14 protein-coding genes and 1 riboswitch are annotated in these 13,953 nt (G+C 69.1%); of the genes, 2 read left to right on the top strand and 12 right to left on the bottom strand.

Annotated elements, in window-relative coordinates:
• Nucleotides 1–1,061 precede the first annotated feature (1,061 nt).
• The 8 genes from DPM19_RS12610 to DPM19_RS12580 all read right to left on the bottom strand — a co-directional run bounded on the left by DPM19_RS12610 (nucleotide 1,062) and on the right by DPM19_RS12580 (nucleotide 7,627).
• A complete protein-coding gene (locus DPM19_RS12610) occupies nucleotides 1,062–2,027 on the bottom strand; it encodes an aldo/keto reductase (protein WP_111866626.1) in 966 nt (321 codons plus the stop codon).
• Nucleotides 1,967–3,178 (bottom strand): JmjC domain-containing protein, encoded by a 1,212-nt coding sequence (locus DPM19_RS12605; protein ID WP_111866624.1) that lies wholly within the window; start codon nucleotides 3,176–3,178, stop codon nucleotides 1,967–1,969. Before DPM19_RS12605 ends, DPM19_RS12610 begins: the two co-directional genes overlap by 61 nt.
• A gap of 64 nt (nucleotides 3,179–3,242) precedes the next feature.
• Nucleotides 3,243–3,383 (bottom strand): hypothetical protein, encoded by a 141-nt coding sequence (locus DPM19_RS35690; RefSeq protein ID WP_199485052.1) that lies wholly within the window; start codon nucleotides 3,381–3,383, stop codon nucleotides 3,243–3,245.
• A 147-nt stretch (nucleotides 3,384–3,530) separates the two neighbouring features.
• Nucleotides 3,531–4,394 (bottom strand): helix-turn-helix domain-containing protein, encoded by an 864-nt coding sequence (locus tag DPM19_RS12600; protein WP_111866622.1) that lies wholly within the window; start codon nucleotides 4,392–4,394, stop codon nucleotides 3,531–3,533.
• 12 nt (nucleotides 4,395–4,406) lie between these two features.
• On the bottom strand, nucleotides 4,407–4,916 hold the full coding sequence (locus tag DPM19_RS12595) for a DUF6879 family protein (protein ID WP_146778840.1): 510 nt from the start codon (nucleotides 4,914–4,916) through the stop codon (nucleotides 4,407–4,409).
• Entirely contained in the window at nucleotides 4,909–5,316 is a 408-nt protein-coding gene (locus DPM19_RS12590) for a hypothetical protein (RefSeq protein ID WP_111866616.1), read from the bottom strand. Before DPM19_RS12590 ends, DPM19_RS12595 begins: the two co-directional genes overlap by 8 nt.
• Before the next feature lie 197 nt (nucleotides 5,317–5,513).
• On the bottom strand, nucleotides 5,514–6,413 hold the full coding sequence (locus DPM19_RS12585) for an SDR family NAD(P)-dependent oxidoreductase (RefSeq protein WP_111866613.1): 900 nt from the start codon (nucleotides 6,411–6,413) through the stop codon (nucleotides 5,514–5,516).
• An 83-nt stretch (nucleotides 6,414–6,496) separates the two neighbouring features.
• A complete protein-coding gene (locus DPM19_RS12580) occupies nucleotides 6,497–7,627 on the bottom strand; it encodes an MFS transporter (protein WP_267900876.1) in 1,131 nt (376 codons plus the stop codon).
• 77 nt (nucleotides 7,628–7,704) lie between these two features.
• Here DPM19_RS12580 and DPM19_RS12575 point away from each other — a divergent pair, with 77 nt between their 5' ends.
• Complete coding sequence (locus tag DPM19_RS12575; RefSeq protein WP_233510086.1) at nucleotides 7,705–8,904, top strand: arginine deiminase; 1,200 nt, start codon at nucleotides 7,705–7,707, stop codon at nucleotides 8,902–8,904.
• Nucleotides 8,905–9,017: 113 nt separating this feature from the next.
• Here DPM19_RS12575 and DPM19_RS12570 read toward each other — a convergent pair whose 3' ends face one another.
• The 3 genes from DPM19_RS12570 to DPM19_RS12560 form a co-directional block, all read right to left on the bottom strand.
• Nucleotides 9,018–9,494 carry an ATP-binding protein gene (locus DPM19_RS12570; RefSeq protein WP_199485051.1) on the bottom strand — a complete coding sequence of 159 codons (477 nt, stop codon included), beginning with the start codon at nucleotides 9,492–9,494 and terminating at the stop codon, nucleotides 9,018–9,020.
• 291 nt (nucleotides 9,495–9,785) lie between these two features.
• Nucleotides 9,786–11,636, bottom strand: coding sequence for a PAS domain-containing sensor histidine kinase (locus DPM19_RS12565; protein WP_111866608.1), 1,851 nt, complete (start codon nucleotides 11,634–11,636; stop codon nucleotides 9,786–9,788).
• A 16-nt stretch (nucleotides 11,637–11,652) separates the two neighbouring features.
• The gene (locus DPM19_RS12560) at nucleotides 11,653–12,999 is read right to left on the bottom strand and encodes a purine-cytosine permease family protein (protein WP_111866605.1); all 1,347 of its coding nucleotides are present in this window, start codon (nucleotides 12,997–12,999) and stop codon (nucleotides 11,653–11,655) included.
• Nucleotides 12,994–13,107: riboswitch (TPP riboswitch) on the bottom strand. It overlaps the preceding gene by 6 nt.
• Nucleotides 13,108–13,230: 123 nt before the next feature.
• Here DPM19_RS12560 and DPM19_RS12555 point away from each other — a divergent pair.
• Entirely contained in the window at nucleotides 13,231–13,602 is a 372-nt protein-coding gene (locus DPM19_RS12555) for a hypothetical protein (protein ID WP_146778839.1), read from the top strand.
• Nucleotides 13,603–13,605: 3 nt separating this feature from the next.
• On the opposite strand, the gene DPM19_RS12550 is transcribed toward DPM19_RS12555, so the two are convergent.
• Nucleotides 13,606–13,938 (bottom strand): rhodanese-like domain-containing protein, encoded by a 333-nt coding sequence (locus DPM19_RS12550; protein ID WP_111867436.1) that lies wholly within the window; start codon nucleotides 13,936–13,938, stop codon nucleotides 13,606–13,608.
• Nucleotides 13,939–13,953 lie beyond the last annotated feature (15 nt).

The following is a 13,953-nucleotide window of genomic DNA, read 5'->3' as shown; positions in this document are numbered from 1 at the left end:
CAGATCTCACGCCGGAGTCCCTCGATCTGGACCCTAGCGGATTCGACCGAAATAGGTGCCGGGGGTTGGGAATCGTTGAAGCGTTCGCTCACAAGTGCTGGATCGAACCGACCAGCCCTGGCAAATGGGTTTGTGTCACAATTGGCCTGTGGCGTGCGTTTATCAATTGATCATCGAGATCATCTTGCTGCTATTCTGGGCTTAGGGCTTTCCCATCTCCCCGAGGTGGATATGGATGTATATGAAATACTGGGCGAAGTTGCCATTTATGCCCGTTCCGGGGCCCATGCTGCTATGTTTGGTATTGAGGCGAGGGGTTGATTCCATGTCCGTTTCAACGCTCATGTCGATTGATCTGCGCTCTAGTCCGGTCGATGAAGTGCTCGGCAGGGTAGAGAGGGCCCTGGACACGTGTCTTGATCGTGAGGGGCTGGTCAGGAAGCGTCGGACTCTGGGGGCCGTGTCCGATCGGGGTACGTGGGTTCGAATCGAGCGTCGGATCACGGCGAAGATCGGCGCTCAGGGATGGAACGGTGCTGAGTGCGCGGCGGTATTGCGAGATGTCGCCATGCCGGTGTGGCGTGCGGGTGCGTCGTGGAGGGAGCCATCTGGGGAGGTGATGTGGCGGGCGGATGAGATGGAGCTCCTACCGGCGCTTCCGGTCAAACCCGCAGGAGTGCTGACCGCGGATCCTGGGTTGCCTGAGGATTGGTGGGCGGGGCTTAATTCCTCCTTGGATGCTCTCGCGGTCCAGGAGACCACTCGGGTCGCGACGCCTGACACGGTCATGATCTCGCGACGGCATGTAGCCGAGACAGTTGAGGCGGTATTCGGGGTCTCTGTTGATGCCTCCATTGACCAGTGGGCGCCTGCGCACGCCGACTTCCATTGGGCGAATATCACCGGTCCAGCCTTCTGCGTGTTCGATTGGGAGGACTGGGGAATGGCCCCTCGGGGATTGGATGCCGCAAATCTGTGGAGCAATTCGTTGGCCGTCCCGGCTCTGGCTGAGCGTGTTCGGCGAGAACGCGAGCGGGATCTGGGCAGTCGTGACGGGAAGGTCATGATGCTGTTCTGTCTGGCGAAGATCGTCGGCCCGCACGCGCATCCTGATGATCCGCGGCTGGGGCCGGCTCGCGAGGACGCGGCGCGGCTCGTCGCGGAGCTTCGGCGGGCGTGATCGCTTCCCGGCGGTGGCGAAGGAACTCCAAGTAGAGCCGGGTCTTCTGGCGGTCTACGGTGTATTGGCGGGCTTCGATGAGGGCCCGCAGGTGGGCAGGATTGTCGGTGCCTACAGCGATCCTGCCGACCGTGGGCAGGTGGTAGGCGACCTGGAAGGCTGCTTGGAGCCGTGAGCAGCCGGTCTGGGCGTCCTCGGCGAGGAACAGTCGGGGGTCGGCGACGCTGAGGGGCAGGTTCTCCACGTCGCCGCCGAAGGGGCTCATGCCCCAAGTCGCACCGGTGCGCAACTCCCAGCGCGCAGAGAGTTCGGCAGCGGTGTCGAGGACGTCGATGCCGGTTAGGAGACCTGCCCGGACCATGAGAACGGCTGGGCGCGGGACCGCGGGGTCGATCAGGTCGGGCAAGGGCGTGGTGTCCCACGAGGCGATTCCCCAGGAATGGCACAGGCCTTTGGCTACTGCATCCTCCAGGAGGACACATGCCGCGTAGAGCCGTTCTCGTGCTCGTGCCGGGTTGGTGCGGAGGGAACGCTCGGGGTTGTGCAGGAAGACCAGATCGGGTTGCCTGCCGAGGTCCTTGTTCGTCTGCCGTAGGGACGCGCTCAGGAGTTTGGGGTCGAGGGAGTGCCGGATGCCGTGCGGGGTCTGGAAGAAACCGATCTTGGTGGAGATGGTGAACCGGTCCAGGAGGTCGGCCGCGATGGTCGAGAGAGTCGTGTGGGAGGTGAAGGACCGGTAGTTGAAGGCGGTGTCGAGGTGTGTGACGCCGAGGTCCAGAGCGCCGGTCAGAGCGCGGCGTTCGTGACGAGATCGGTGTAACCCGAGGACAATTCCGGGGTCAGCCATGTGCACAGATCCTCTTCGATCAGTATCTCCGCCACCCGGTTGACCTTGCTGCCGACGACCATTGCCGCGTCGGCGAGCCGTACTGGATCTCCACTCAGGAGGAGCCGCAGTGAGGGCAGGGCCTTGTGAGTAAAGGTGAGCTTCTTTCCTGCCGCCAGGACCTCGACGGCTTCCTTTTCCGTCCTGATTTGAGGAGGGAAGTCGGTGACGCAGACGACCGAGTGGAGGGTGCCGAGGATCTTCAGGTGGCGTATGTGGCGTGGTGTACCGGTCTCCTGCTCATGTGCAGCGAGGTACGCCCCCGGGTCTCGGGAGCGGATCAGCGCCACGGCCTCTTCGCCGAGTCGTCGGCATTGGAGTTCCTGCTCCCTTGGTTCGGCCCATCGCTTGAGGTCCTGGCGGAAGAGGTCGGTATCGCGGGACCAGTCGGCGAGCCAGGACATCCAGTGCACACCTGTGCGCTGTACGAATCCGAAGGTCACGTGCATGCTGAGGCCGGTGCCGAGTTCCTGGCGGGTGGCCTTGTGCCAGTAGCCGCGCGGGATGTGCATGACATCGCCGGGCCGTAGGGTGCCGGTCCAGACGATGTCTTCGCTTGGGGTGGAGTTCCGCGTTGAGTCGCGGTACATCGGTACTTGCCGGGAGTCGCCGCGGACTTCCCACCGCTTCTCTCCGGCGAGCTGCACGATCAGAACGTCATGGTCGTCCCAATGCAGGTCGAAACCGGCGGCATTGTTGGTGGTCAGGTAGACGTTTGCTTGGACACGTTCTCGGGACCACCATTGCAGTGCTCGGCAGGCGGCTTCCAGGGTCGGGTCGAAGATGTTCACCTGGTCCACAACCAGGGTCGCGCCGTCGTCGAGGAGGTTCGCCAGGCGGCGCATGTCGACCATGCGGATGCTCTGGCCACGGCGGGTCACGCTCTGCGCGATGTAGGCGTTCGGGTGCAGCTCCGTGCCGTCGCGGAAGCAGCGCAGTTGCGGGTCGGCCAAGCTGCGGCGCATCACCAGGTCCAGCAGGCGCGACGGCGTCAGGATGCGCTCGACGAGGTCGGTTCCGTCGGCGTCTCCAACGGCGAACGCGTGACCGAGGTTTCCGGGGCCTGTCCAGCAGAGGGCTTTCTCCACATGCTGGATCAGTCGGTGGGCCATGACGACGATGCCTTTCTGCGCGCTCTTGGGAGAGGGGCCGCGCTGTCAGCGCGGCCCCGTGCGATCAAGCGGGGTGATTCAGGGCGTCGCCTTCGGGCCAGGAGTCGTCGCCGCCCCCGTCAGGAGGGGGATCGGACTGGCCTGTGTCGTAACGGTCGTGGATGGCGCCGAGGGCTTCCACGGCCACCAGCAGGTCGTCGTGCATGGGCTACCGCCTTTCGACAGAGGAGTAGCCCGGCGCCGCAATGTCACCAGCGAGGGTGTCGAGCGCCGGTCGGAGCTTCATGCCTTTTCGAGGGTGAGTCGTCGGCAGCTGTCCGGACAACGAACTTGCGGGTACTTGCGCAAGGGCCTACACGTTGAGGTCGCGGAGAGCTTCGCTGATCAGTGAGGCAGCTGCCTTCCCGTAGACGGCGAGTTCGGATAGCCCGACGAAGGTCTCGGCGTACATGGCGATCTCGGTCGGGGCGGTGACGTTGAGGAAGCCGGACACCAACTCCACGCTGACCTGGGCATCGTCGAACATGAAGAACATCTCCACGCCCCATTGGCGCTCGCTCCGGTTGGTGTCGGAAGGAACGATGCCGAGGGAGACCGCGGGCAGCCGTTGCACTTCGAGGAGGCGGCGTAGCTGGCCGGCCTGGACGGCGGGGCCACCGATCTGCATCCCGAGCGCCGCCTGTTCCAGGATGATGTGGAAGCGGTGTCCGCCCCTGCTGAAGAGCGAGTCCTGCCGATCGACACGTTCGGCGACCGCGGCCTCGACGTCATCGACGGCTATACGGCGGCGTTTTCGGACCGAGGTCAGGATCGCGCGGATGGTGTTCTCGGTCTGCACCGGGCCGGGAACGAAGGTGGGAGAGTAGACGCGGAACAGGCTGGTCCGCTCGTACAGGTCACGGACCTGGACATTCAGGTGTTTGAGGCCGGTTCGCTCCGCTCGCTGCCACTCCAGCCACGTGGAGTCGACCGCACGCATGACCGCGATCAATTCCGGGACGAGGCCGGGCACGCGGCAGGCTTCGCACCAGCGTCGGATGTCCTGCTCCGATGGCGCCTTCTTGGCGTTCTCGATGCGGGAGGTCTTGGCCTCATGCCATCCTGCGGCGGCCGACAACTGCCGCGCGGACAGGTTCGCATCGAGCCTGAGCTCACGTAGCCGGTCGGCGAGCGCCTGCCGTGCCGCTTGGGCGCTGGAGGACGAAGTAGGAGGCATCCGCGGGCGGCGTCAGACCTTGAATTCCTCGTGCGGAATCGCCCGTTCCCAGGCAGTGGAGAACACCTTGACGATCGGACCGATCATGGCCTGGTCGGTCACGGTGTCGGAGCCGACGAGATCACCGTCGCCGGAGAAGTACAGGAACAGGGCGGTCTCGCCGTCCACTATCCAGACGTCTACGGCTGGAATGAGGAGATCGCGGGCATTCGATCGGCTGAGCCAGCGGATCTCCTCCCCGCCGGAGAGGTTGACCGTCGGCGTCATCGCGTGCTCGAACCTTACGTACTCCGAGACGGGCTCGGAGACCACGCGCACGCGGCGCACCCGCACGCCCCGGGCCACGGTTGCGCTCACCAGGCTTGTCCAGTCCTCGTATCCTGCGCTGACCTTCTCGACAGACTCCCCGGCCAGCCAGCCGAGGTAGGCCGGATCGGAGGTCAGGTAAGCATCGCGCAACTCGAACTTCACCGCCTCGGTCTCAGCGGCGCCGAACAGGTCCTCAAACGACACTTCAGGCATCACATGTCTCCACGATCTCGACGGTCGCGGACTCCGGCAGCCACACAACCAGCTCGTCGGCGAGGATCGGACTGTCCGCCGCGATCTTCGCCAGTATCTCCGGATCCGACACGATCACGCCCTGAACATGGAAACCGTCATTCGTACGCGCGACACGCCTGACCTTGGTCATTTCCAAGTCGGCGTGTACGTCGACGGCAGGGTGGACACGGCACGCCTCCCGGATGATCTCCGTCATCGACTCCGGCAACCAGACGAGCGCCTGGCCGTTGGGAACCTGGCGTCGTTCCACGATCTTGCCCTGGAAGTAGTAGCCGCCCCCGGGCTCTGCAGAACGAAACACTGCGGGGCAAGCGCCGCCGGGGTTATCGGGCATGATCCCTACGAAGATTATGGACATGCTCTCCTCCGGGGCTGCGATTTGCGGATACTTGCAGCCCCTGAAAACCTACGCCGCTGAACCTGTGAGCGAACGCCTCTGGCCTGGAGCGGACAGGCATTCTCTCGAAGCTGACGGGCCGCCGCCGACCACGCACGGATCTCTTTGGGTTAGGCCCTGAGCGTTGAGAGCACTACCGACCGGTTTTGGGAGGCCGGTCAGGTGCGGCGGGTCATGGAGTAGCGGAGGCGGCGCATCGGGTTTTCGGCCGTCGGTTCGATGCCCGACTCCTTGAACAGTTCGCCGACGCGGTCGGTGAAGTCGGCGGGGTTCCAGCGGCCGGCGGGGTTCTCGATCGCGGCGGCCGACTCGATCGGGCGGTACAGCTCGACCGTGTTGCCCTGGACGCCGAAGACCTTGCCGCTGATCTCGCCCGCGGCCTCGCTGCACAGGAAGGCGACGAACGGCGCCACGTTGTCGGGGTGCCAGAAGTCGAAGTCGTCGCCGGAGCCCTCGATGGTGCCGTAGGCGCCTTCGGTCATCCGGGTGCGGGCGGCGGGCGCGATGGCGTTGCAGGTCACCCCGTGCCGTTTCATTTCCAGCGCGACGATGGTGGAGAACGCGGCGATGCCGGCCTTGGCCGCGCCGTAGTTGGCCTGGCCGAAGTTGCCCAGCAACCCGGAGGTGGAGGCGGTGCAGACGATCCGGCCGGGCACCCCGGCGGACTTCCAGTACGCGCAGGCGAAGTGGGTCGGCGCGTAGTGGCCGCGCAGGTGCACCCGGACGACGTCGTCCCACTCCTCGGCGGTCATCTTGACGAGCGTGCGGTCGCGCAGCACCCCGGCGTTGTTGACCAGCGCGTCGAGTTGCCCGTAGGTGTCGAGCGCCGCCCGGATCAGCGCTTCGGCGTCGCCGAGGTCGCTGGCGTCGCCGGCGTGCGGGACGGCCCGGCCGCCCAGCGCGACGATCTCGTCGGCGACCGCCGCGCAGGCGTCGCCGTCGTAGTCGTTCACGACCACGCAGGCACCCTGGCGGGCCAGTTCGATGGCTTCGCCGCGGCCGATGCCGCGGCCCGCGCCGGTGACGACCGCGACCTTTCCGTCCAGGAGTGCACTCATAACCGAACCCTAGTCATCGTCCCACCGGCTTCATAAGTAGCTTCTAGAATCATATTCGGTAGACTGTGCCGGCGCACAACCCCTCACCGGCGGGCGATGCGCAGCAGGATCACCCCGAGCAGCGCGCCGCCCAGTTGCGCCCCGCCCATGCCCAGCAGTACCCCGGTCGCCCCGGCGTGGTCCGCCAGGGCCGCCACCAGCACCGCGCCCACCGCGCCGGCCGTCAGCTTCAGGCTGCCGCCGGTGGTGTTGACCTGGCCGAGCCGGTCGGCGGGGGCCTCGCGCTGGCGCAGCGTCAGGGTGGCCGCCAGCACCGGGCCGTCACAAAGGCCGGCCAGCGCGAAGCAGACCATGGCCAGTGGCAGTGAAGGCATCGCACCGGCCGCGGCCAGCGAGAGCCCCACCCCCACCAGCCCGGCCAGGATCACCGCCTCGGCGTGCCGGGGCCGCAGCCAGCGCGCGGCCGACAGCGAACCGGCCAGCGCCCCCACCGCGAACGCCGACACCAGCTGCCCGCCCGCGGTCTCCGCCGCTCCCACGTGCCCGGCGAGCAGGACCGCGGCGACCGGCACCCCGGCCAGCCCGACGAACGCCAGCGTGGTCGCCACCGTGCTCGACCGCAGCACGGGATGCCCCAGCAGGACGACGATCCCGCCGGTGACCACGTCCAGTGGCCGCCGGGCCGGTGGCCGCACCTCGGGCGGGCCCGCCGGGACCAGCGGCATGACCGCCGCGCCGAGCACCGCCATGCCGACCACGGCGAGCGCGGCGGCCTGCGGGCTCGCCACCGCGGCCAGCCCCGCGCCGAGGCCGGGGCCGACGATCCCGGCGACGTTGTAGCTGGCGGACTCCAGCCCGTACGCCCTGGTCAGCCGCGCGGGCGGGACCAGCCGGGGCAGCAGGCTGGACACCGCCACGACGACCGGCTCGGTGCAGCCGAGCAGCACCGCGGCGACCACGATGACCACCGCCGGGACCGTCCCGGCCAGGGCCAGCACCAGGGCCAGCCCGGCGGTGAAGGCGACGGCCAGCCCGGTGGCCAGCAGCCGGGGCCGGCGGACCCGGTCGAGGGCGTCCCCGATCACCGGCCCGGCCAGCACCTGGGGCAGCAGGACGGCGGCGACGATGAAGCCTGCGTCGGCGGCCCGCCCGGTCCGGTCGGCCACGAGCAGCACGAGGACGGTCGAGAACGCTTCGACGGCCATGCGCAGCAACGTCGCCGCGGTGAGGTGCGCGGCGTGCGGGAAGGTCTTGATCCCCGCATGGTACAGAGCGGACTATCGTGCCTTATGTGGTGGATACGCTCCCGAGAGTCGACAGTGAGGTCGGCCGGCTGCGCTCCGTGCTGCTGCACCGGCCGGGCCCCGAGCTGAGCCGGCTGACGCCGCGCAACAACGACCAGCTGCTGTTCGACGGCATCCCCTGGGTGGGCCGGGCACAGGAGGAGCACGACGCCTTCGCCGCGGCGCTGCGCGACCGCGGTGTCGAGGTGCTGTACGTGGCCGAACTGCTGCAGGAGACCCTGGAGTACGCGGACGCCCGCCAGGCGGCGATCGCGACGGTGCTCGACGACCGGCGGCTGGGCGACCGCCTCCGCCGGGCGGTGGCCGGCCACCTCGGGGATCTCGACACCGAGACGCTCGCCCGCACCCTGATCTCCGGGCTGGCGCACGAGGAGCTGGCGACCGGCGCGGGCCTGGTCTACCGGCTGATGGACCGGTACGACTTCGTCATCGACCCGCTGCCCAACCTGCTGTTCACCCGCGACTCCAGCACCTGGATCGGCGACCGGGTGGCGGTGACCAGCCTGGCCATGCCGGCCCGGCGCCGGGAGACCGCGCTGACCGGCCTGATCTACGACCACCACCCCCGGTTCGCGGCGGCGCGGCCCGTCTACGGCCCCGGCCTGGAGTCCCTGGAGGGCGGCGACGTGATGCTGCTGGCCCCGGGCGTGCTGGCGGTGGGCACCGGCGAGCGGACCACCCCCGCCGGGGTGGAGCGGCTGGCCCGGCGGGTGCTGGCGGCGGGCCTGGCGCGCACGGTGCTCGCGGTCCCGATCGCGCAGGAGCGGGCCACCATGCACCTGGACACGATCTGCACCATGGTCGACGTCGACACCGTGGTCATGTATCCGGCGGTGGCCTACTCCCTCACCGCGTACGTGGTGACGGCCACCGACGACGGCGACCTCGAGGTCTCCCCGCCGCGGCCGTTCCTGACGGCGGCGGCCGAGGCGATGGGCGTCGACCGGCTCAAGGTGATCGACACCGGGCTCGACCCGGTGACCGCCGAGCGCGAGCAGTGGGACGACGGCAACAACACCCTGGCCCTGGCCCCCCGGCTGGCGGTGGCCTACGAGCGGAACGTCGGGACCAACGCGCAGCTGGAGGCGGCGGGCATCGAGGTGATCAGGATCGGCGGCAGCGAGCTGGGCAGTGGCCGGGGCGGGCCCCGCTGCATGTCGTGCCCGTTGCACCGCGAACCGGTGTGAGTTTGGAGGCTCGGGCGGTGTCGACGGGGGCACGACAGCGCCCGAGCTGCGTTGACCTTACAAGGCGGATGATCGCCCCCGCCATGGGGCGTGGATCACACTCCGCAGGGTGATCACCAGGTTCCGTTGAGCAGGTCCTCGGCCAGGGCCGGGTGGATGGCGGGGGTCACCATCGAGGTGCTCTCCCCGTCCGCCCGGCGGTAGGTGCGGAGCACGGCCCAGACCGTGGTGGCGCCGTCCTCGTGCCGGACGCCCCAGCACTCGGCCAGCGTCTCCACGATGCCGAGGCCCCGGCCGCCCAGCGAGGAGAGGGCGGGCCGGTTGCGGCGCGGCTCGGTCATGGCCCCGCCGTCGCTGACGGCGAGTTCGAGGGTCTCGCGGTTACAGGACCAGGTGACCCGGAGCTGCCCGGAGGGCAGCGGCCGGGCGTGCCGGAGGGCGTTGCTCAGCAGCTCGCTGACGATCACGGCCGCGTCGTCGATGACGGAGTCGAAGACACCGCAGCCGCGGAGTTCGGTGCTGAGGCGCTTGCGGGCGATCGACACGCTGGACGGGGCGTGGGGCAGCAGTACGACGCTCGACGTCCTCACCTCCCAGCGGCCCGCAGTGCGTGGTTGACGCTTCCACCAGATCTAGTACGACCGAAATGCCCAGGTATGGGGGGCCGGAAACCTGGACGAAATCTACCATCCACCAGGTCAGAGGCGGTTGACCCCTCATCCAAGGCCAATCACCCCCGTGGCGGAGCGAAGCGGACAGGTGCCTACGTTGCGGAAGAATCAACTAAGACCTATCCATCCGCGCCAACCATTACTCCTCTTCCGAGCGTTTCGTCCGTCACACCGTTGTCACATGAGCGGTCGTGCACGTGCACAAAACGATCATTCGGCGATCTTCAGCACCAGGCGCATACAGGTCCCTCCACACGTGCGGCTATGTGCGGAGATGTCGCCATGCTGGGCCTGCGCCAGCCGCTTCACGATGTACAACCCCAACCCGATCCCGCCGAACCGGCGCCGGTCGCCCGCCTCCCCCTGCACGAACCGATCGAAGATCCGCTCATGGTCGCCGGGCGCGATGCCGACCCCCTCGTCCTCCACCGTCACCACCAGCCGCGCCCCCTCGACCCCGGCCCGCACCGTCACCGTGCCGCCGTCGGGCGAGTACTTGAACGCGTTCTCCAGCAACTGCCCCAGGATGATGTCGGTGGCCATCGCGTCGCCCGCCGCGGCCGGCAACCCCGGCGCCACCTCCAGCTCCACCCGGTGCAGCTCCGACAGCGACCGGAACCCGGTCACCACCCCGGTCAGCAGCCCGGTCAGGTCGAAGCGCTCGACCGTCACCTGCAGCTCGTCGGCGCCCGCCCGCGAACCGAGCAACAGGTGCTCCACCAGCCGGCCCAGCGACTGCGCGCGCTCGGCGATCGTCGCCACCGCCCCGCGCCGGTCGTCGTCCGACAGCTTGTCCCACCGGTTGACCAGGGTGCTGGCGAAGCCCTGCACGACCGTGATCGGGGTGCGCAGCTCGTGGCTGGTGGTGGCCAGGAACAGGTCCTTGGCCTCCTCCAGCGCCTTGGTCTCCGAGACGTCGCGGAAGTCGACCACCAGCTCGCCGGTCTCCTCGATCTCCGCGCACAGCACGTTCAGCCAGATCCCCGAGTCGAGCTGGAAGGTCGCCATCTCCCCCGGCTCGGGCGGCTCGAACGGCAGCCGGTCACCGATCGCCTTCGCGGCGGGCACCCCGGTGAGCAGGTGCGCCGCCGGGTTCCACTGCCGGACGACGCCCTCCCGGTCGAGTACCGCGATGCCGTCCGCGCTGGAGTCGATGACCGCCCGCTCATGCGCCCGCTGCCGGACGACCTCGGCGTACGCCACCGCGTTGCCCACCGCGACCCCCGCGTGCCCGGCCAGCAGTTCCAGCAGTTCCAGCTCGATGTGGCCGACCCGGTGCCCGGAGAACAGCGCGTACAGCGCCCCGTAGGGCCGGTTCTGCATGTACGACAGGCCGAGCGCCACGGCGTGCAGGCCGGGCAGCTCCGACCAGATCAGGTCGCCCAGCCGCTCCTCGCCGTGCGCGAGCATCACCGTTTTGCCCGACCGCAGCAGCTCGCCGACCAGGCTGCTGCGCAGGTCGGCCGTCCGGTTCCGCAGGTGCTCGGGCAGCCCCTGCATGTTGATCAGCCGGAGCCGGTCGTCCTCGATCCGGACGTAACCGCCGGCGTCCGCGCCGGTCAGCTCGATCAGCGCGGCGGTGATGCGGTCGAGCACCGTGCCCAGGTCGAGCTCGGCGTTGAGGTCGGCCACGATGTCGTTGAGGCGGCGCACCAGCCGGGCGCGCTCGGCCACGTGGTGCTGGGCGGCGTCGTCCTCCTCCACCGGGTGGTAGACGCCCACCCAGCCGAGCAGTTCGCCGCCGGGGGAGCGCAGGGCGCTGGTGTCGATGCGGACGTCGACCAGCCGCCCGTGGCGGTGGAACCGGCGGGTCGCGATGGAGATCTGGCCGCCCTCGCGGACGCGCTCCAGCACCGCGTTCTGCTCGGCCTGGAGCTCGTCCGGCACGATCGGCGGCACCTTGCCGAGCATCTCCTCGGCCGTCCAGCCGAACATCCGCTCCGCCGCCGGGTTCCACACCGTCACCGCGAACCGGTCGTCGACGGCCACGATCGCGTCGGCCGCGCACTCGATCACGGCGCGGACGGTCGGGTCGTGGGGATCCTGCTGCACGCCTGACATGGTGCCACCCGGCGGCCTACCGCGTCCGGGCACCTCCCAGACGACCGATGAGGTAGGCCGCCACGCCGGCTACCGCGAACGACAGCAGGGACGCGCTCATCCAGTCCGCCGGGGTGAAACCCAGGGCCGATCGGAGATCCGTCCAGAAACCGGCCCACCAGCTCACCCAGCCGGGGTTGATCAGCTGGTAGGTCACGAAGCCCAGCGCCCAGGCGGCGATCATCCCCCAGCGGGCCGGCGCCGTCCGCGACAGGTCCCAGGAGCGGCCACGGCCCAGGAAGAAGTCGACCGCCAGCACGCCGAGCATGGGCACGAACACCGAGCCGATCAGCGACAGGAAGCTGGAGTAGTCGCCCATGTCGATCAGCAGCGCCAGCACGGTGATCACCGTGCCGAGGGCGACGGCGAGCACCCGGCGGTCGGCCCGCGGCACGATGTTCTGGATCGAGATTGCGGTGGAGTAGACGTTGGCGAACGACTGGTCGGCCTCGCGCAGCACGAACACCGCGAAGAACCAGGCGCCGAGGGCGACGCCCAGGAACGGGGTGTAGACCTGCTCGGAATCCCCGGCCACCAGGGCGAGGGCCAGCAGCCCGAGGGTGTAGGCGATGATCTGGGTGACGCCGTAGCCGACCGTGGCGGCGCCGAACGCGCCGCGCGCGCTGCGGGCGTGCCGGGTGTAGTCGGCGGCCAGCGGCACCCACGAGATCGACACCGCCAGCGCGGCGTCGGCGCCCACCCAGAACTTCGCCCACGACCCGTCGTCCCCGCCCGGCACCAGCCCCAGGTCGGGCAGCGGCTCGCGCAGCAGTTGGACGTAGAAGTAGACCAGCGCGACCGCCACCGCGGCCGTGACGTACCGGCGCAGCACCCGCACCGAGCCCAGCGGCCACAGCGCCAGGACGGTGGTCAGCAGGCCCGCCGCCACCACGTACGTCCACCTCGGGATCCCGTCGTGCAGCGCCCGCGCCGCGTCGGCGATCACGATCAGCTCGAACGTCCCCCAGCCGATGAGCTGCGCGATGTTGAGCGCGGTTGGCGCGTACGACGGCCGGGCGCCGAAGAGGCCACGCAGCAGCACCATCGACGGCTGGCCGGTGCGCTGGCCCGGGACCGCCGCCAGGCCGAGCATCAGCCCGCCGAGCACGGTGCCGACGACCATCGCCGCGATCCCGGCGGTGATCGGCAGGTGCAGGCCGCCCGCGTCGTCCGGGGCGAGCAGGGTGTAGGCGCCGGAGAAGGCGAAGAGGCTGACCCCGAGGTTCGCCCAGAAGGCGCCCTGGTCCCAGAAGCTGAGGACCTTGGGGGCGGGCTCGTCGAGGGTGTACGGGGCCTCGTGACGTTCGCGCACGTCGGACCGCATGGCGGTGCACTCTCCCTACGCCGGCATTATCCGGACAGGTTCATGCGGTCGGCGGCGCGTCTGCCGCCCTCTCAGCCCGGTCCCGCCCGAGCTCCCGCGGTGGATTTTCGGACGAATCGTACATCCAGCTCACTACGGGGTGAAGGGCGGTACGGTCGTGGCCGGTTGTGGCGAGTGCTACATCCCCGTCGCCACTGGTTCCTGGGGGTCGGTGCGGTTTACGCTGCCCGCGTGAAACCCCTCGGAAGCGCGGCCCTGATGCTCGCCGCCCTGCTCGCCCTCACCGGATGCTCCGAGGTCAAGTCGGGCTTCGAGCAGGGTAAACGGGAAGGGATGATCGAGGTCCTCGGCGCAGCGGCGATCGCGGAGGCCGCCGGGATACCCGTCTCCGGTGACCTCACCTGCACCGTGCAGCCCCCCACCGGCGGTGACGACACCCCGGTGAGCTGCACCGGGCGCACCACCAACGGCAAGGTGATCACCCTCACCGGCACCATCACCGAGGCGGCGGAGGTGACCAGGTCCGACTGGATGCGCGGGGACTTCACCGCCACCGTCGCCGGTGCCGAACTGTTCCGCCGGAACTGCATCGGCGCCTGCTGAGATTCACGCCACGTACGGTTCGGCCCCGTGGTCGGTGGCCATGGGACGGCCCGCGGCGGCCCAGCCCATCATCCCGCCGTCCACGTTGCGCGCCTGCCAGCCGGCGTTGTTGAGCGCCACGGTGACCTGGGCCGAGCGCATGCCCGACCGGCAGATGACGTAGACGTCCTGGTCGCGCGGGATCTCGGCGGCGCGGTCGCTGAGCTCCCCCATGGGGATGTGCACGGCGTCCGGGACGTGCCCGGCCTGCCATTCGTCGGGCTCGCGCACGTCGAGAAGGTATGCCTGCTGCGGTACCTGGGCCGCGTCCACCGCCGGGACGTCTTCCCCGAAAATCATCACGAGTCCCAT

It is taken from the genome of Actinomadura craniellae, from assembly GCF_003289645.1.
GTDB lineage: Bacteria > Actinomycetota > Actinomycetes > Streptosporangiales > Streptosporangiaceae > Actinomadura_D > Actinomadura_D craniellae.
Note: the sequence above shows the minus strand (reverse complement) of the source record. Positions and strands in the feature narration are given on the sequence as shown.